This window comes from Pseudomonas sp. AC169, from assembly GCF_979258515.1.
Genome location: NZ_OZ409866.1, coordinates 1,542,063 through 1,559,260 on the forward strand (window position 1 = coordinate 1,542,063; position 17,198 = coordinate 1,559,260).

A 17,198-nucleotide genomic window follows, 5' to 3' on the forward strand; every position below is an offset into this window, starting at 1 on the left:
ATCTAATCAAAAGACTAGAAATCAATATTCTCAATGGAATACTCATTTCTAAGCTTTCAGAAGCAGTTATATGGTGGAGCCAAGCGGGATCGAACCGCTGACCTCCTGCGTGCAAGGCAGGCGCTCTCCCAGCTGAGCTATGGCCCCATAACAAAATTGGTGGGTCTGGGCAGATTCGAACTGCCGACCTCACCCTTATCAGGGGTGCGCTCTAACCAACTGAGCTACAGACCCAATTTCGAGCGCGTAACTGTTAGCTTGGAGCTATCAGCTTGGAGCTTAAAGCTGCTTCTATCGTCTTCTTCAATGAATCAAGCAATTCGTGTGGGAACTTATGGAGCAGCTGATGTCGTCGATTAAGGAGGTGATCCAGCCGCAGGTTCCCCTACGGCTACCTTGTTACGACTTCACCCCAGTCATGAATCACACCGTGGTAACCGTCCTCCCGAAGGTTAGACTAGCTACTTCTGGTGCAACCCACTCCCATGGTGTGACGGGCGGTGTGTACAAGGCCCGGGAACGTATTCACCGTGACATTCTGATTCACGATTACTAGCGATTCCGACTTCACGCAGTCGAGTTGCAGACTGCGATCCGGACTACGATCGGTTTTATGGGATTAGCTCCACCTCGCGGCTTGGCAACCCTTTGTACCGACCATTGTAGCACGTGTGTAGCCCAGGCCGTAAGGGCCATGATGACTTGACGTCATCCCCACCTTCCTCCGGTTTGTCACCGGCAGTCTCCTTAGAGTGCCCACCATTACGTGCTGGTAACTAAGGACAAGGGTTGCGCTCGTTACGGGACTTAACCCAACATCTCACGACACGAGCTGACGACAGCCATGCAGCACCTGTCTCAATGTTCCCGAAGGCACCAATCCATCTCTGGAAAGTTCATTGGATGTCAAGGCCTGGTAAGGTTCTTCGCGTTGCTTCGAATTAAACCACATGCTCCACCGCTTGTGCGGGCCCCCGTCAATTCATTTGAGTTTTAACCTTGCGGCCGTACTCCCCAGGCGGTCAACTTAATGCGTTAGCTGCGCCACTAAGAGCTCAAGGCTCCCAACGGCTAGTTGACATCGTTTACGGCGTGGACTACCAGGGTATCTAATCCTGTTTGCTCCCCACGCTTTCGCACCTCAGTGTCAGTATCAGTCCAGGTGGTCGCCTTCGCCACTGGTGTTCCTTCCTATATCTACGCATTTCACCGCTACACAGGAAATTCCACCACCCTCTACCATACTCTAGCTCGACAGTTTTGAATGCAGTTCCCAGGTTGAGCCCGGGGATTTCACATCCAACTTAACGAACCACCTACGCGCGCTTTACGCCCAGTAATTCCGATTAACGCTTGCACCCTCTGTATTACCGCGGCTGCTGGCACAGAGTTAGCCGGTGCTTATTCTGTCGGTAACGTCAAAATTGCAGAGTATTAATCTACAACCCTTCCTCCCAACTTAAAGTGCTTTACAATCCGAAGACCTTCTTCACACACGCGGCATGGCTGGATCAGGCTTTCGCCCATTGTCCAATATTCCCCACTGCTGCCTCCCGTAGGAGTCTGGACCGTGTCTCAGTTCCAGTGTGACTGATCATCCTCTCAGACCAGTTACGGATCGTCGCCTTGGTGAGCCATTACCTCACCAACTAGCTAATCCGACCTAGGCTCATCTGATAGCGCAAGGCCCGAAGGTCCCCTGCTTTCTCCCGTAGGACGTATGCGGTATTAGCGTTCCTTTCGAAACGTTGTCCCCCACTACCAGGCAGATTCCTAGGCATTACTCACCCGTCCGCCGCTGAATTCAGGAGCAAGCTCCTGTCATCCGCTCGACTTGCATGTGTTAGGCCTGCCGCCAGCGTTCAATCTGAGCCATGATCAAACTCTTCAGTTCAAACATCTTTGGATTTTTAAGAAACCCTAAACTTGGCTCAGCAATCGTTGGTTACATCTTTGATTTCTCGCGGAGTAACTTGTGATGCTGATAATCTTGTTGACTATCAGTCTGACTCCACAAGCACCCACACGAATTGCTTGATTCAGTTGTTAAAGAGCGGCTGGTTAAGATCTTTCGTCTCAACCGAGGCGCGCATTCTACAGCAGCCTCATTTGCTGTCAAGCGATTATTTTCAGAAGTTTTCGAAGAATTCTTCAACAACTTCAACCACTTGCGCTTACGATCTCTCGTCAGCGGGAGGCGAATTCTACAGCGTTACACGCTGCTGTCAACACCTCTTTTTCACTTCCTTCTGGCTTCGATAAACTGAAGCAACCTGCTGCCGAAACCTAGATAACTCATTGAATCTCAAGGAGTTTTCCGTTTCGACTGCGCCGGAAGTGGGGCGAATTATAGACATCTGAAATCTGCCGTCAACCGTTAATTTCGCTTTTCTTGAAAAACCTGCTTTTTAGCCAACAAACGCGGGATCCGACGCATCACTGGCGGAATACGTAGCAGCAAAAGCACAGCACCTATAGAGGCATAGATCGCCCATTCTTCGAGATCAGCACGCACAATCCACAGCATATGCAGCAAACCCAGGCAAAGAATCACGTAGACCAGACGATGTAACTTCTTCCAGCGCACACCTAAACGACGCTGACTGTAGCGATTGGACGTAACCGCCAGCGCCAACAATCCTAGAAAGCCCAACGCCCCTACTATTATGTAAGGCCGTTTGCGCAACTCGACCGCCAGCTGCGACCAATCGAACCCAAGAATGAAAGCCATATAGCTGCCCAGGTGCAAAACCACATAGGCAAAACACCAAAGCCCCAACTGCCGGCGAACAGCAATCCATCCTGCCCACCCGGTAAGTTTCTGCAGCGGTGTCATGCTCAGGGTAATCAACAGCAACACCAACGTCCCCAGCCCCAGCCGATCCACCAGCACTTTGCCAGGATCAGGCCCGAGCAAATCACCGAGAGCCTGATACAACCACAGCATCGGCCAGACCGCCGCCGCAATGAAAACGCCTATACGCCAGAGTGGAAATCGCATCAGTAGTTCTTCCGCAGATCGAGTCCTGTATATAAAGAAGCGACTTCATCCGAGTAGCCGTTGAACATTTGCGTGTCCCGCACATTTGGCTTGAACAGACTGTTCGGCAGACGCCGCTCGCGTGCCTGGGTCCAGCGTGGGTGATCAACTGTCGGATTCACGTTCGCATAAAACCCGTATTCATCTGCCGCAATGCTCTGCCAGGTCGTCTTCGGCTGCTCGCTGACCAGACTGATACGCACGATTGATTTGACGCTCTTGAAGCCATACTTCCACGGCACCACCAGACGCAGCGGCGCACCATTCTGGTTCGGCAACTCACGGCCATACATGCCCACCGCCAAAATGGCCAAAGGGCTCATCGCTTCATCCAGCCGCAGACCTTCTACATAAGGCCAATCGATCAAGGCAAAACCGGAGCGCTGGCCGGGCATGCTTTTGGGATCCTGCAAGGTTTCGAAGCGAATGTACTTGGCATTGGAAGTCGGCTCGACTTGCTTGAGCAGCGCCGAGATTGGAAAGCCGATCCAGGGAATGACCATCGACCACGCTTCGACGCAGCGCAGGCGATAAATACGCTCCTCCAACTGATACGGTTTCATGAAGTCTTCCAGCGCGTAACGCCCCGGCTTACCCACCTCCCCGTCAACCACTACGCTCCATGGTTCGGTTTTCAGCGAGCCGGCATTCGCCGCCGGGTCACCCTTGTCGGTACCGAACTCATAGAAGTTGTTGTAGTGAGTCGCATCTTTATAAGGCGTGATCGCCTCATCCTTGACGCTGACGGCGCCCCACTTAGTAGAAGGCAGCTTCTCGTTAAACCAGGCAGGCGCTTTACCGGGCTCGACATCTGCGTACCGAGCGGCATCCTCGGCACTGGCCCAGCGCGGCAGGCTACTGACGGCGATACCGGCAGCAGTGACCCCAAGCAATTGGCGGCGAGAGAGATAAATGGATTCAGGCGTGACATCCGACTCGTGGCAGTCGGATGCTTTGGGGACTTTGATCAACATGGCAACTCCGCAGCTTTGGAGGACTGATGCACCCATAGACTGCGGAGTATGCGGGAAATTACATCACTCGGCTTTTTTGTGCCGACGAAGATGCAACAGGTACTGCACAGGGCCAGAAGCGGCGTAGGCGAGGAACACCAACAGCAAAATGCGCGGCGGATCGCTGAAGACCACGGCGAACACCAGCACCACCGCAAGGATCGCCACGAACGGTACGCGTCCTTTCAGATCCAGCTCTTTAAAGCTGTTGTACTTGATGTTGCTGACCATCAGCATGCCGGCGGCGGCCACCATCAACGCGACCAGGAAGGACATCTTCGAACCCTGAATGCCGTAATCGCTGAACGCCCAGACAATACCCGCCACCACACCCGCCGCTGCCGGACTGGCCAGACCGATGAAATAGCGCTTGTCCGCCGTACCCACCTGAGTGTTGAAGCGCGCCAGACGCAACGCCGCGCCCGCTACATAGATGAAGGCGACCATCCAGCCGACCTTGCCCATGTCACCCAACGCCCAGCCAAAGGCCAGCAGCGCCGGTGCGACACCGAACGCAACCATGTCCGACAGCGAGTCGTACTCGGCGCCAAAGGCACTTTGCGTATTGGTCATGCGCGCGACACGACCGTCGAGGCCGTCGAGCACCATGGCGACGAAGATCGCGATCGCGGCAAAAGCAAAATACTTGCTCGCGTTGGCAGAATCACCGGCACTCAAGGCCGCTTGGGCGCTCATCGAGTTGATGATGGAGTAAAACCCTGCGAACAGGTTCGCAGTGGTGAACAGATTCGGCAGCAGATAGATACCACGATGCCGGACTTTACGACCTTCTGCGTCGTGCCCTTCTTCGATGTGTTCATCGATGGGCAGCAGGCTTTCGGCGTCAGAAGCCTTGTTCGGCTCTTCGGGACGTTCGCTCATGGACATTACCTTGCAACGGTTTGGAGAAATTTCGACAGGTGCTTGAGGACGACAGTTCGGCCACAAACGCTGCAGCTTTATACCAGAACCACCGGCTCAAACGAAAAAACGCGGCCGAGGCCGCGTTTTTCGTACAAGGGACGACGACTTAGTTTTTGGCTTTGTCGACGATCTTGTTGGCACCGATCCACGGCATCATGGAGCGCAGTTGCTCGCCGATGACTTCGATGCCGTGAGCGGCGTTGTTACGACGCTTGGCGGTCATCGAAGGGTAGCCGGTTGCGCCTTCGCTGATGAACATTTTGGCGTATTCGCCGTCCTGAATACGTTTCAGGGCGTTGCGCATAGCCTGACGGGATTCGGCGTTGATCACTTCCGGACCGGTCACGTACTCGCCGTATTCAGCGTTGTTGGAGATCGAGTAGTTCATGTTGGCGATACCGCCTTCGTACATGAGGTCAACGATCAGTTTCAGTTCGTGCAGGCATTCGAAGTAGGCCATTTCCGGCGCGTAGCCAGCTTCAACCAGGGTTTCGAAACCGGCTTTGACCAGTTCAACGGTACCGCCGCACAGTACGGCTTGTTCGCCGAACAGGTCGGTTTCGGTTTCGTCCTTGAAGGTGGTTTCGATGATGCCGGTACGACCGCCACCAACGCCAGCAGCGTAGGACAGTGCAACGTTTTTGGCGTTGCCCGAGGCGTCCTGGTAGATCGCGATCAGGTCAGGGATACCGCCGCCCTTCACGAACTCGGAACGTACGGTGTGGCCTGGTGCTTTCGGCGCGATCATGATCACGTCGAGGTCGGCACGCGGAACTACCTGGTTGTAGTGGATCGCGAAGCCGTGGGAGAAAGCCAGGGTGGCGCCTTTCTTGATGTTCGGCTCGATTTCGTTCTTGTACAGCGACGACTGGAATTCGTCCGGGGTCAGGATCATGACCAGGTCGGCAGCCGCAACAGCGGAAGCAACGTCGGTCACTTTCAGGCCGTGAGCTTCAGCTTTGGCAACAGTGGCCGAACCTTTACGCAGACCAACGGTAACGTCGACACCGGAATCTTTCAGGTTGCACGCTTGGGCGTGGCCCTGGGAACCGTAACCGATGATGGCAACTTTCTTGCCCTGGATGATCGACAGGTCGCAGTCTTTATCGTAGAAAACTTTCATGAATTTCCCCTATATATCCAGGCCGTTCAGGCCATTCGCTAATTTGGTTTAGATGCTGAGTACTTTGTCGCCGCGGGCAATGCCGGTCACGCCGCTACGGACGGTTTCCAGAATCGATGCGGTGCCGATGGACTGAATGAAGCTGTCGAGCTTGTCGCTGGTACCGGTCAGTTGAACGGTATACACGCTGGCACTGACATCGACGATCTGTCCACGGTAAATATCGGTGGTGCGTTTGATCTCGGCGCGCTGCGCGCCAGTGGCCTTGACCTTGACCAGCATCAGTTCGCGCTCGATGTGAGCACTTTCCGACAGGTCCACCAGCTTGACCACTTCGATCAGCTTGTTCAGGTTTTTGGTGATCTGCTCGATGACTTCATCGTGGCCAACAGTTGTCAGCGTCAGACGCGACAGGGTCGGGTCTTCGGTCGGGGCCACAGTCAGGCTTTCGATGTTGTAGTTGCGCTGCGAGAACAGGCCGACTACGCGAGACAAAGCGCCGGGTTCGTTTTCCAGAAGCAAGGAAATAATGTGCCGCATGATTAAGTACGCTCCGTCTTGCTCAGCCACATATCGCGCATGGAGCCGTCTTTGATCTGCATCGGATAGACGTGCTCGCTGGTGTCGACTGATACGTCGATGATCACCAGACGATCCTTCATGGCGAACGCTTCTGCCATCTTCGACTTCAGATCTTTCGATTCGGTGATGCGAACGCCGACGTGGCCGTAGGCTTCAGCCAACTTGACGAAGTCAGGCAGCGATTCCATGTAGGAGTGCGAGTGACGGCTGCCGTAGCTCATGTCCTGCCACTGGCGAACCATCCCCAGAACACCGTTGTTCAGGATGACGATTTTCACAGGCAAGCCATATTGCAGGCAGGTCGACAGTTCCTGGATGTTCATCTGGATGCTGCCTTCACCGGTCACGCAGGCAACGTCATCATCCGGGAAGCTCAACTTGATGCCCATGGCCGCCGGGAAACCGAAGCCCATGGTGCCCAGACCACCGGAGTTGATCCAGCGGTTCGGCTTGTTGAACGTGTAGTACTGCGCCGCGAACATCTGGTGCTGGCCCACGTCGGAAGTGATAAAGGCGTCGCCCTTGGTCACTTCGCAGAGGGTTTCGATCACGGTCTGCGGCTTGATCTTGCTGCCGTCGCCCTTTTCGTAAGGGAACAGGCCGCGATCACCGCGCCATTCATCAACCTGCTTCCACCAACTGGCCACGGACTCCTTGTTCGGGGTCTCGCCGATTTCCTTGAGGATCGCGACCATTTCGGTCAGGACGCTCTCAACCGGCCCAACGATAGGCACGTCGGCCTTGATGGTCTTGGAAATCGAAGCCGGGTCGATGTCGATGTGGATGATCTTGGCGTTGGGGCAGAACTTCGCCGCGCCGTTGATCACGCGATCGTCGAAACGCGCGCCGACAGCCAGGATCACGTCAGCATGGTGCATCGCCAGGTTGGCGGTGTAGCTGCCGTGCATGCCGAGCATGCCGATGAACTGACGATCAGTGCCAGGGAAACCACCCAGACCCATCAACGTATTGGTCACTGGCAGGTTGAGCATTTTCGCCAGTTCGGTCAGCGGTGCGGAACCGTTGCCGAGGATCACGCCGCCACCGGAATAGAGCACTGGGCGCTTGGCCGCGAGGAGCATTTCTGCCGCCTTGCGGATTTGCCCGGAGTGACCACGAACGGCCGGGCTGTAGGAGCGCAGCTTGGCTTTCTTCGGGAAGATGTATTCGAACTTCTCGGCCGGGTTGGTCATGTCTTTCGGGATATCGACCACGACCGGGCCCGGACGACCGGATTGCGCCAGGTAGAAGGCCTTCTTCATGACTTCCGGGATTTCCGAGGCGTGCTTGATCATGAAGCTGTGCTTCACGATCGGCCGGGAGATACCGATCATGTCGGTTTCCTGGAACGCGTCGGTGCCGACCATGGTGCTTGGCACCTGACCGGAAATGATCACCATTGGAATCGAGTCCATATAGGCGGTCGCGATACCGGTGATGGCGTTTGTGGCGCCAGGACCGGACGTCACCAATACCACGCCGGCTTTACCGGTGGCACGGGCATAACCGTCAGCCATATGGGTTGCCGCTTGTTCGTGACGAACCAGGATGTGATTCACTTCCGGTTCTTTGAACAGGGCATCGTAAACATGCAGGAGAGCACCACCCGGGTACCCGTAGATATATTTGACGCCTTCGTCACGCAAAAAGCGGACGAGCATCTCACCGCCAGATAAAAGCTCCACGTTGTTCACCTCTAAAACGCCAGAATACCGTCCACAAAAAAGGGGCGGGTCTTAATAGGTTTACTTCTCGGCAGAGCATGAGCGACGGTGGTCGCCGACTACGTCAGCACTGACTGAGCAAGTATTGGGATCGTCCCAAGTGTTGCGGGCCTTTCCCACCCAGCGCGAGGTAACGCGTTGCGGGTGTAACAGGTCGGCGCGGATGTGCGCCTCATGATCTACCGAGTGGGTCTGCTTCTGGCAGTCCCTCTACAGCGGACTTTGGATTCTTCTGTTTCGCCCTCTCCAAGTCAAGTCGTCTGTGCGGTTAATTGTGGGTAAGCACATGAGAACGCAAGAAAAAACCTGAAAACCGCTACTCTGTTAGTGTCAATTGCGCAATTTTGCCAAGGAATCAGCATGCGAACGCTCCTCCTTACTCTGCTGATCGGCCTCAGCCCATGGTGCATGGCCGCTCAAATCTACAAATGGGTCGATGCCCAAGGCGTCACACACTTCGATGCGCAGCCGCCCCCGGGCCAGCCGTCGACGACCTTGCAGACACCCTCGTCGCCTCCGCCGAAACCTGCGGCGATGCCGGGCAGCGGTGTATTGGGCGATCAGAAGGCGATCGATGACAAGGTGAAGAACCAGGTCGCCGACCAACAGGCGCAGCTCAAGCAGTTTTGCGAGCAAACACGCACGAATCTTGCGCAATTGCAGAACAATCCGCGCCTGAGGGAGGAAGTTGAGGGGCAATTGCGCAGGTTGGATGATGCGCAGCGGCAGGAGCGCATTGTCGAGGCGCAGAAACAGATAAGTGAAAACTGCCAGTAGCGACTGGCAGTTTTCAATTTCAGCGTGAAGCGGTGATCAGCAGGTCAAACTCTTTGAGCAGCGCCTGAAGCTGACGATCCCGGCCCTGCACGTTACGCTGGGCGAAGACCATTTCAGCCATTTCCTGAATACCTGAGGCATTCGGCAACGGCAGATCCTGTTCAAGGATCATCTTCATGCGCGGCAGGAAGATCCATTGCAGCCACTGTTCGAAGTCCAGCGTGTCGACCGAAAATGGCTCGACACTGCTCAGCGCTTCCACTGACGGCTGAACTTCATCCCACCAGCCTTGAGCGCGCAGTTCCCGCTCGATCAGCAACAACTGATCGGCGATTTTCGGGAAACGGGCATCCATCACAGCGAAACCTTGGCCTTCTGACGGGCCTGAGCGGCACCGGCGGAATCGCCTTGTTTCTCACGGGACTGAGCAATAATTTCCCATAGGCTGGCTTGCAGGTCCGGGCGACCGTTGGCCATGGTCAGCGCACGACGGGCGAACTGCTCGGCCTGCGGTGCATCGCCCTGAGCCATGCGTACTTGCGCCAGACGATAAAGCACTTGCGGCTCACGCGGTGCGACTCGCTGGGCGCGCTCCAGGCTGGACGACGCACCATTGAGGTCACCGCCGGCCTGTTGTTGTTGCGCGGTGGTCAGCAACGCGAGTACCGGACCGTCCAGTTGCTCGTCGGCCGACAGAGCGCCGCCACTGCTCGCCGAAGGAATGCCGCTCGGCGTCGACGGCATGCTGTAGCTGCCCGTGCTGACCGGCGCCGACTCAACCGCTGAAGGGTTATACGGGCCTGCCGTGATACCACCGGACGCAGGACCCGGCACGATCGGCGAGGAGCTGATAGGCGCGGACGTTGTTGCGCCACCACCCGGCACCATGACCACCACGCCGGTATCGCCTTGCGGGATCGCTTGGGTCTGCGCTTGCGCAGGACGCTTTACGGTGGTTTGACGGAAACCGCCATTGGCCGAAATACGTTCGCTGTTGGACACCGCAGTCCCGGAATCAACCACCGGAATCGAACCACGCTGTACGGTAGAGCAGCCGCTGAGCAAAGCCACGGCGGTCACCGCTGGAATCAACCACTTGTTCACTTGAAACCCTCTTTGCTTAATTCATCCAGCCCTTGACCCAATCCATCACCGACTCGCCGGAAGCAGGCGTTTCGCTTGCACAGGCGGCGCCGGGTGGCGGTTCGCTGCCGCGAATATACGGCATCTGCACCGCCCCTGGGCAGTTGGCATCAGAGCCTTGCCCGGTGCGCGAATCGACCCACGCCTGGACGACGTTGTCCGGTTGCGGCATGTCCAGCGGCAGCGGATCGGCCTTGCGCATGAAACTGGTCCAGACCTGCAGCGCACCGGTAGCGCCGGTGAACGGCGTCTTGCCGTTATCGTCGCGGCCCAGCCACACCACCGCCAGCAGATCCTGACTGAAACCGGCGAACCAGCTGTCACGGGAATCGTTACTGGTGCCGGTTTTGCCGGCCAGCGTCAGAGTCTTGGGCAACACGTTATAAACCGAGCTGCCGGTACCTTCACGCATCACACGCTGCATGGCGTTCTGGATCAGATAGATGGACGCCGGATCGAAGCGCTGTTCAATCTGGAAAGGATAACGTTTGAGCGGCTCGCCCTCGGCGGTCAGTACGCTGCGAATACCGCGCATCGGCGTGTTGAAACCACCGTTGGCGAGAGTCTGGTACATGGTCGCGACTTCGATCGGGGTCATGCCGCCAGCGCCAAGCAACATCGACGGGAAGGCCGGAAACTCACGCGTCACGCCCAGACGCCCCAAGGTCTTGAGCACATTCGGCACGCCGACCTCCAGCCCCAGACGCGAGGTCGACAGGTTGTAGGAATGCGCCAGCCCTTGATAAAGGAACACGGTGCCATGGGAGCGGCGATCGTAGTTCTGCGGCTTCCACACTTGCCCGTTCGCGCCTTTGACCGACAACGGGTCGTCCGACAGCCAACTGGTCAGCGTGTACTGGCTCGGTTTCTCCAGCGCGGTCAGATAAACCGCCGGTTTGATCAACGAACCGATCGGTCGCACCGCATCCAGTGCGCGGTTAAAACCGGCATAACTGGCCTGACGGCTGCCGATCATCGCCTGGACTTCGCCGGTTTCCGGATTGGTCACGACCATCGCCGCTTCCACGTCATCAGAACCTTTGCGCCCGGCCAGACGCTTGAAGGTGTCGTTGACCGACGCCTCGGCTTTCATCTGCAGGATCGGGTCGAAACTGGTGAAAATGCGCAGGCCTTCTTCGGTCAAGTCTTCGTCGCGGTAGTCTTCACGTAACTGGCGTTTGACCAGATCGATAAAGCCCGGGAACGAGCTGTCAGCGAGCTTGCCGCGCGTGGTCACACCCAGTGGCATTTTCTTCGCTGCTTCGACCTGTTCAGCCGTCGCCACGCCCTGCTGCTCAAGCACGTCGAGCACTAGGTTGCGTCGTTCCAGCGCACGCTCCGGATTGCGACGCGGGTTGTAGTAGGACGGGCCTTTGACCATGCCGACCAGCAATGCAACCTGATGCAGCTTCAGCTCGGACAATGGCTGACCGAAGAAGAACTGACTGGCCAGACCAAAACCGTGCACCGCACGCTGACCGTCCTGACCGACGAAGACTTCGTTGAGGTAGGCCTCAAGGATTTCCTTTTTGTCGTAATGCAGCTCAAGCAACATCGCCATCATCGCTTCGGTGAGCTTGCGGGTCAGGCTGCGTTCGTTGGTCAGATAGAAGTTTTTCACCAACTGCTGGGTCAGCGTACTGCCGCCCTGCGTCATCTTGCCGCCCGAGGTATTGACCCAGACAGCGCGGGCGATCGACTTCGGCGACACGCCCCAATGGCTGTAGAAATCGCGGTCTTCGACTGCGACAAGGGTTTCGAGCAGATACGGCGGCACCTGATCGAGCTTGATCAGAATGCGGTCTTCGAGATTTTTTGGATAAATGCCGCCGATCATCAACGGCTCAAGGCGTACCACGGACAATTTCGATCCGTTGGTCGCAGAAAGCTCGGCTACATAATCGCCGGAGAAACGCACGCGCACTGGCTGCGGTTTTTCCAGACCTTCATAGAACTGAAAGCCACGAGTATTCAGATCGACTGTATTGCCATTGACCGCAGCGGCACCAGGGCCGTTGCTCACGGCTTCGCGGCGATAGCCGAGGGCATCGAGTTCGGTGAGGAAATCGTCCTTGCTGAGCTTTTGTCCGACGAACAGCTCGAGCGGTCGCGCGTAGACCTTGGCCGGGATGGTCCAGCGTTTGCCGGAGAACTTCTCCTGCACCACGGCATCGAGGTAAACGGCGAAGCCGGCCAGCACAACAAGGCCGACCAGACTGAGTTTAATGGCCCAGCTCAACCATGGGCTCAGGCCCTTGGAGGGTGGTTTTTTCTTGGTACGGGGAGATCGAGTTCGAGTCATGGCGGCGGATTATACGCACTTTATTCATCCTCAACAGGAGCGCTCCGAGGTTTGCGTCAGGCTGGCGAGCAGCCATAATGGCCGCCTCGAATTTCCCCCAGTCTCTGAAGGATCGCCCGTGAGCCAGTCACTGATCGCTGCCCTGCAAAACCCGGCCCTCTACCCGCACCCCGTCGAAGGGTTCCAGGTCATCGAAACCCATATCTCCTGGGTGATCCTCACCGGTCCCTTTGCTTATAAAGTGAAGAAACCGGTGAATTTCGGCTTCCTCGACTTCACCGGCCTCGAGTCGCGCGCACATTTCTGCGCTGAAGAGCTGCGTCTGAACCAGCGTCTGACTGATGATTTGTATCTGGAAGTGTTGCCGGTGACCGGTAGCGTTGAAGCACCGCAACTGGGCGGCGACGGCCCGGCCATCGAATATGTGCTGAAAATGCGCCAGTTCCCGCAGAGCGGCATGCTCAGCACCTTGCAAGCCAACGGCGAGCTGACCACCCAGCATATCGACGAGATGGCCGAGCAGATCGCTCGCTTCCACCTCACGGCGCCAAAAGTCCCGGCCGAACACGACGCCGGCACCCCGGACAGCGTAATGGCGCCGGTCTCGCAAAACTTCGAACAGATCCTGCCGTTCCTAAGCGACAAAAACGATCTGCTGCAACTCGAGGCGCTAAAAGCCTGGGCAGAAAGCAGCTTCGAGCGTCTCAAGCCACTGTTCGCGCAACGCAAGACCGAGGGTTTCACCCGTGAATGCCACGGCGATATCCACTTGGGCAACGCCACCGTCATCGACGGCAAAGTAGTGATCTTCGACTGCATCGAGTTCAACGAACCGTTCCGCTTCACTGACGTCTGGGCCGACACCGGGTTCCTCGCAATGGACCTGGAAGACCGCGGCCTGAAATCCTTGGCGCGCCGTTTCATCAGCCAATATCTGGAGCTGACCGGCGACTATCAAGGTCTGGAAGTGCTGAACTTCTATAAAGCCTACCGCGCTCTGGTTCGCGCCAAGGTTGCGCTGTTCAGCATGCCGGCGGACGCGACCCCGGTGCAGCGCGCCACCACCCTGCGCCAGTACCGCAACTACGCCAACCTGGCGGAAAGCTACAGCACCATTCCTTCGCGCTTCATGGCGATTACCCATGGTGTTTCTGCTGTCGGCAAGAGCCACGTGGCCATGCGTCTGGTCGAAGCGCTGGGCGCGATTCGTCTGCGTTCGGACGTAGAACGCAAGCGCCTGTTCGGTGAGCAAACCGTTGCCAATGATGTGCAGGCCGGCATTTATAGCGCCGATGCCAGCGCAACGACTTACGCACGCCTGCATGAAATTGCTGAAGTCATCCTGCACGCTGGTTTCCCGGTGGTGATCGATGCCACTTACCTCAAGCGCGAGCAGCGCGACAATGCGGCGAAGATCGCCGAAGCCACCGGCACGCCATTCCTGATCCTCGACTGCAACGCGCCGCAAGCGGTGATCGAGAGCTGGCTGGCGATTCGTCAGGCTGACAAACAGGATCCGTCTGACGCCACCCTGGCCGTGATCGAAGCCCAACAGGCCAATCGTGAAGCGCTGACGCCGGAAGAAATCCTGCGCAGCAAACGCGTGCAGACCAATGAATCCGGCACGCTGGATACCGTGGTCGCGCAGATCCGTCAGCGCTTGCCAGGCTTGTAAGAAACTATTTCGGCCGTGGAGCCCTCGCTTGCTTCACGGCCGTCAAATAGTGGCACTATACTGGCGTCATAAAACCAATGGTGATATGACATGAGCCAGCCGAAACTTCTCGACACCCCGCTTTATGCCTTGCTACACAAAGACGACATCACAGGTTTCAACAAAGAGCGCCCGCAGGATGGCTCGATCGACATGGTCGGCGGCGATTTCCGTGGGCTCGATCTGCGTGAACTGAATGCCGATGGCGTGGATTTCCGGGACGCGTACTTCCGTTCCGCCGATTTGCGTGGCATCGATTTCCGTAACGCCTCGCTGGAAGGCGCGAGTCTGGCTCACGCGCAAATTTCCGGGGCGTACTTTCCGCCGGAGCTGAGTGCTGACGAGATTCTGATGTCGATGAATTTCGGTACGCGCCTGCGTTATCGCACTCGCTGAAATCTCCGTTACTACGCCCACACCCTGTGGGAGCGAGCCTGCTCGCGAAATGGGAGTGTCAGTCACCTGATCGTGGAAGCATGACCGCTTTCGCGAGCAGGCTCGCTCCCACAATTCCGCGTTTCTCCCTTCTTTCTGCGTTCGCAGGCCGTTCAAGCGCCCTTTCTTAGAAGCATTTGCGTCGAATCCGACCAAACAACCACGCTTTTCCTACTGATGGCTACACTCCTGAGAAGCTCGCCCACGCACCATTCGGCCGTCGCAAGGAGGCTTGATGAATGATGAACTGCAACACCTGAAGAATCTTGGCAAGACGTCGGCGCAATGGCTGCATGCCGTGGGCATCCACAGCGCCTCGGACTTGCGTCGCCTGGGCGCGGTGGACGCCTACCGGGCCGTGCGTACCCGCGGGTTTCGCGCATCGAAGGTGTTGTTGTATGCGATCGAGGGCGCACTGATGGATGTGCACTGGAACGACATCCCCGCCGAACGCAAGGACGCCCTCAATAAGCAACTCGAAGCCATTTCCTCGCGCCACAAGAACTGAACGGGCATAGACCGTCATGTATTTACTGGGGGAACAATCGGCTTGGGCCGATGCCTTGATCAACCGTTTGCAGAGCTTGCCCCTGCTGTGGCTGCGTGATTTGGCGCCTTGCGGGCCGGCGCTGGAGCTGCAGGCATCGGATGATTTGCTGACGCAGTTACCCGCCGACCAGTTGTTTCTGCTCAATGAAGGGGTGATCACCGGCTGTATCGGCGCCCGACCACTTTTATATTGGCAGGACGGCGATTTGATCGGCCTTCAGCAAGGTGCAGACTGGGCCGATTGCCGTTTGTGCAGTGACGGGGCGTTGCGCTTGACGCCCTATTGGCGCCATGAGGTTTTCCAGCATTTGTATGCCGACGCGCGTCGGGCAGACCTGTTCCTCGAATATCTGCTGGGGCAGATGGCAATCCTCGCCCATGCCGTCGCGGAACTGAAACCGCGCGAGTTTCGCAGCACCAATGGTTTCAAACGGGTCGAGGCGGGGGAAACCCTGATCAACCAGGGGGACGCGGCTGATCACGTGTTTGTGATCATCGACGGGCATGCCGAAGCGTTTGTCGACGGGCATAAAGTGGGAGATGTGGCCAAGGACGAGATTTTCGGTGCCATGGCCGTGTTTACCGGCGAGCCGCGCAATGCCACGGTCATCGCCCGAGAGCCGAGCACCGTGATGCTGATTCCCGGTGATCAATTTTTGAGCATGACACGAACCAATCCAAAGATCGCCCACAGCCTGATTGAGAGCATGGCACGGCGGATCGGCCAGCTGAATCGGCAGATCACGCAAATGAAGTCGACTGAAGGGCAACGCTGAAGGCCTTTGTTTACGGGGCGTACCGGCCATTTTCCGAACGAATTCACAGAAACGGAAAAACAGTTGTTGACTCGGTAATGAGAATCGCTATGATTATCACAACTGGTCGCGAGATCAGTCGATATTCTGAAAAGCCCTTGGTTCGGACTCTCAGATTATCTCCTCATCAGGCTAATCACGGTTATTTGACCCGGTTTTTTACCGGGTCTTTTTTTGCCTGCAGAAAAGTCATTTGCCGAACTGTTTGCGCATCTGCTCGCAGTAATCCTGCTTTGGCGTGGTCGGTGTGAACCAAACGTAATCGGCCATCGTTGCAGTCACCTCGGTGCCCTGCTCCGCCAGCATCAACACGGTGGGTGCCGCAGTGGCGCCCAAATCCACAGCATGCAGCGGCACTCCAACATCCTTGCGCGCATGCCAAGCACCGGCCAACAAGATTGAAGGTGTCGGAGCTGCCAGCAGACGCTCAGCCATACGCCGATCACGTTGTTGCTGAACGGCCAGCATCGCCGGCATCTGTGATTCGGGCAGCAGGCCACAGTGGGAATCGCTGATCTGCTCCAGCAAAACGGTTTTTACCGATTCCGTATTGCTGCACTTGCCCTTCAGCTCGGGCGGATTGCTATAGAAAGCGTGGATTTCGGCGTTATTCAGGTTCGCTGCCAGCAACGGATACGGTTGAGCGAGTGCGAAGCGGACAATCGGCCCGTAGAGATTCCAGTCCCAGCCATCCTGCCAGACCAATGCGCCTGGGAGGTCAGCGGGCGGCGTAGTCGTCTGGCGCACTTGATCAACGCGAGGCTGCTGATCCGGCGTGAGCATTTCCAGTAGCAGACTGCCCTGCGGCCGCCGCTCACCGAGCGAGCGCAACAGCCATAACTGCGCGGCATGATGATCGGCGTTGTCATGCTGCTCGCCGATGATCAACCGCTCAGGCTCAGCAAGACGCGTCAATAGTTGCTGCGCTGTCAGCACCTCACCACTGCGCAGATCGCGAATCTCGCCATTGATCGGCGCTGGCGCAACAACGTGCTGACACCCCGCAAGCAACACCACCGTCAACAGCCACAACCCACGCATGCAATCACCTCAATGA

At 57.0% G+C, this 17,198-nt stretch carries 15 protein-coding genes, 2 tRNA genes and 1 rRNA gene; 5 read left to right on the top strand and 13 right to left on the bottom strand.

The window, feature by feature from the left end; translation table 11 throughout:
• Positions 1–71: 71 nt before the first annotated feature.
• The 9 genes from ACZZ0G_RS06945 to ACZZ0G_RS06985 form a co-directional block, all read right to left on the bottom strand.
• Positions 72–147 (bottom strand) — tRNA-Ala (locus tag ACZZ0G_RS06945).
• Between the two features lie 10 nt (positions 148–157).
• Positions 158–234: transfer RNA gene (locus ACZZ0G_RS06950), tRNA-Ile, on the bottom strand.
• Between the two features lie 123 nt (positions 235–357).
• Positions 358–1,894, bottom strand: a 16S ribosomal RNA gene (locus ACZZ0G_RS06955).
• A gap of 483 nt (positions 1,895–2,377) precedes the next feature.
• Positions 2,378–3,001, bottom strand: coding sequence for a protein-methionine-sulfoxide reductase heme-binding subunit MsrQ (msrQ, locus tag ACZZ0G_RS06960; protein WP_463555704.1), 624 nt, complete (start codon positions 2,999–3,001; stop codon positions 2,378–2,380).
• The gene (gene msrP, locus ACZZ0G_RS06965) at positions 3,001–4,014 is read right to left on the bottom strand and encodes a protein-methionine-sulfoxide reductase catalytic subunit MsrP (RefSeq protein WP_463555705.1); all 1,014 of its coding nucleotides are present in this window, start codon (positions 4,012–4,014) and stop codon (positions 3,001–3,003) included. The genes msrQ and msrP overlap by 1 nt, the downstream gene beginning before the upstream one ends.
• 63 nt (positions 4,015–4,077) lie before the next feature.
• Positions 4,078–4,935, bottom strand: a complete 858-nt coding sequence (gene pssA, locus ACZZ0G_RS06970; RefSeq protein ID WP_016983477.1) for a CDP-diacylglycerol--serine O-phosphatidyltransferase — start codon at positions 4,933–4,935, stop codon at positions 4,078–4,080.
• A gap of 148 nt (positions 4,936–5,083) precedes the next feature.
• Positions 5,084–6,100 (bottom strand): ketol-acid reductoisomerase, encoded by a 1,017-nt coding sequence (ilvC, locus tag ACZZ0G_RS06975; RefSeq protein ID WP_007909969.1) that lies wholly within the window; start codon positions 6,098–6,100, stop codon positions 5,084–5,086.
• A 48-nt stretch (positions 6,101–6,148) separates the two neighbouring features.
• A complete protein-coding gene (ilvN, locus tag ACZZ0G_RS06980; protein WP_003176102.1) occupies positions 6,149–6,640 on the bottom strand; it encodes an acetolactate synthase small subunit in 492 nt (163 codons plus the stop codon).
• Positions 6,641–6,642: 2 nt separating this feature from the next.
• Positions 6,643–8,367, bottom strand: a complete 1,725-nt coding sequence (locus ACZZ0G_RS06985; RefSeq protein ID WP_463555706.1) for an acetolactate synthase 3 large subunit — start codon at positions 8,365–8,367, stop codon at positions 6,643–6,645.
• A gap of 399 nt (positions 8,368–8,766) precedes the next feature.
• On the opposite strand from ACZZ0G_RS06985, the gene ACZZ0G_RS06990 reads away from it, so the two are divergent.
• Complete coding sequence (locus tag ACZZ0G_RS06990; protein WP_463555707.1) at positions 8,767–9,183, top strand: DUF4124 domain-containing protein; 417 nt, start codon at positions 8,767–8,769, stop codon at positions 9,181–9,183.
• 19 nt (positions 9,184–9,202) lie between these two features.
• On the opposite strand, the gene ACZZ0G_RS06995 is transcribed toward ACZZ0G_RS06990, so the two are convergent.
• From ACZZ0G_RS06995 to mrcB, 3 genes are read right to left on the bottom strand one after another with little or no spacing between them, the layout of a single operon-like run.
• Positions 9,203–9,538: a YqcC family protein gene (locus ACZZ0G_RS06995; RefSeq protein ID WP_463555708.1), complete on the bottom strand. Its 336-nt coding sequence runs from the start codon at positions 9,536–9,538 to the stop codon at positions 9,203–9,205.
• Complete coding sequence (locus tag ACZZ0G_RS07000; protein WP_463555709.1) at positions 9,538–10,287, bottom strand: tetratricopeptide repeat protein; 750 nt, start codon at positions 10,285–10,287, stop codon at positions 9,538–9,540. The genes ACZZ0G_RS06995 and ACZZ0G_RS07000 overlap by 1 nt, the downstream gene beginning before the upstream one ends.
• Positions 10,288–10,303: 16 nt before the next feature.
• On the bottom strand, positions 10,304–12,628 hold the full coding sequence (gene mrcB / locus ACZZ0G_RS07005) for a penicillin-binding protein 1B (RefSeq protein WP_463555710.1): 2,325 nt from the start codon (positions 12,626–12,628) through the stop codon (positions 10,304–10,306).
• 118 nt (positions 12,629–12,746) lie between these two features.
• Between mrcB and ACZZ0G_RS07010 the strand changes: the two genes are divergently transcribed.
• From ACZZ0G_RS07010 to ACZZ0G_RS07025, 4 genes are all read left to right on the top strand, one after another.
• Complete coding sequence (locus tag ACZZ0G_RS07010; protein WP_463555711.1) at positions 12,747–14,303, top strand: bifunctional aminoglycoside phosphotransferase/ATP-binding protein; 1,557 nt, start codon at positions 12,747–12,749, stop codon at positions 14,301–14,303.
• 90 nt (positions 14,304–14,393) lie between these two features.
• On the top strand, positions 14,394–14,738 hold the full coding sequence (locus ACZZ0G_RS07015) for a pentapeptide repeat-containing protein (RefSeq protein ID WP_463394890.1): 345 nt from the start codon (positions 14,394–14,396) through the stop codon (positions 14,736–14,738).
• A gap of 274 nt (positions 14,739–15,012) precedes the next feature.
• The gene (locus tag ACZZ0G_RS07020) at positions 15,013–15,285 is read left to right on the top strand and encodes a TfoX/Sxy family protein (RefSeq protein ID WP_003228231.1); all 273 of its coding nucleotides are present in this window, start codon (positions 15,013–15,015) and stop codon (positions 15,283–15,285) included.
• Positions 15,286–15,301: 16 nt separating this feature from the next.
• A complete protein-coding gene (locus tag ACZZ0G_RS07025; RefSeq protein WP_463555713.1) occupies positions 15,302–16,102 on the top strand; it encodes a Crp/Fnr family transcriptional regulator in 801 nt (266 codons plus the stop codon).
• Positions 16,103–16,330: 228 nt separating this feature from the next.
• Here ACZZ0G_RS07025 and ACZZ0G_RS07030 read toward each other — a convergent pair whose 3' ends face one another.
• Positions 16,331–17,182 carry a ChaN family lipoprotein gene (locus ACZZ0G_RS07030; RefSeq protein WP_463555714.1) on the bottom strand — a complete coding sequence of 284 codons (852 nt, stop codon included), beginning with the start codon at positions 17,180–17,182 and terminating at the stop codon, positions 16,331–16,333.
• Positions 17,183–17,198: the final 16 nt, after the last annotated feature.

Coding starts and splice junctions, on each gene's coding strand:
- ilvN (WP_003176102.1), bottom strand. CDS start 6,640: ATGCGGCACATTATTTCCTTGCTTCTGGAAAACGAACCCGGCGCTTTG.
- msrP (WP_463555705.1), bottom strand. CDS start 4,014: ATGTTGATCAAAGTCCCCAAAGCATCCGACTGCCACGAGTCGGATGTC.
- ilvC (WP_007909969.1), bottom strand. CDS start 6,100: ATGAAAGTTTTCTACGATAAAGACTGCGACCTGTCGATCATCCAGGGC.
- ACZZ0G_RS07025 (WP_463555713.1), top strand. CDS start 15,302: ATGTATTTACTGGGGGAACAATCGGCTTGGGCCGATGCCTTGATCAAC.
- ACZZ0G_RS06990 (WP_463555707.1), top strand. CDS start 8,767: ATGCGAACGCTCCTCCTTACTCTGCTGATCGGCCTCAGCCCATGGTGC.
- pssA (WP_016983477.1), bottom strand. CDS start 4,935: ATGAGCGAACGTCCCGAAGAGCCGAACAAGGCTTCTGACGCCGAAAGC.
- msrQ (WP_463555704.1), bottom strand. CDS start 3,001: ATGCGATTTCCACTCTGGCGTATAGGCGTTTTCATTGCGGCGGCGGTC.
- ACZZ0G_RS06995 (WP_463555708.1), bottom strand. CDS start 9,538: ATGGATGCCCGTTTCCCGAAAATCGCCGATCAGTTGTTGCTGATCGAG.
- ACZZ0G_RS07015 (WP_463394890.1), top strand. CDS start 14,394: ATGAGCCAGCCGAAACTTCTCGACACCCCGCTTTATGCCTTGCTACAC.
- ACZZ0G_RS07020 (WP_003228231.1), top strand. CDS start 15,013: ATGAATGATGAACTGCAACACCTGAAGAATCTTGGCAAGACGTCGGCG.
- ACZZ0G_RS07030 (WP_463555714.1), bottom strand. CDS start 17,182: ATGCGTGGGTTGTGGCTGTTGACGGTGGTGTTGCTTGCGGGGTGTCAG.
- mrcB (WP_463555710.1), bottom strand. CDS start 12,628: ATGACTCGAACTCGATCTCCCCGTACCAAGAAAAAACCACCCTCCAAG.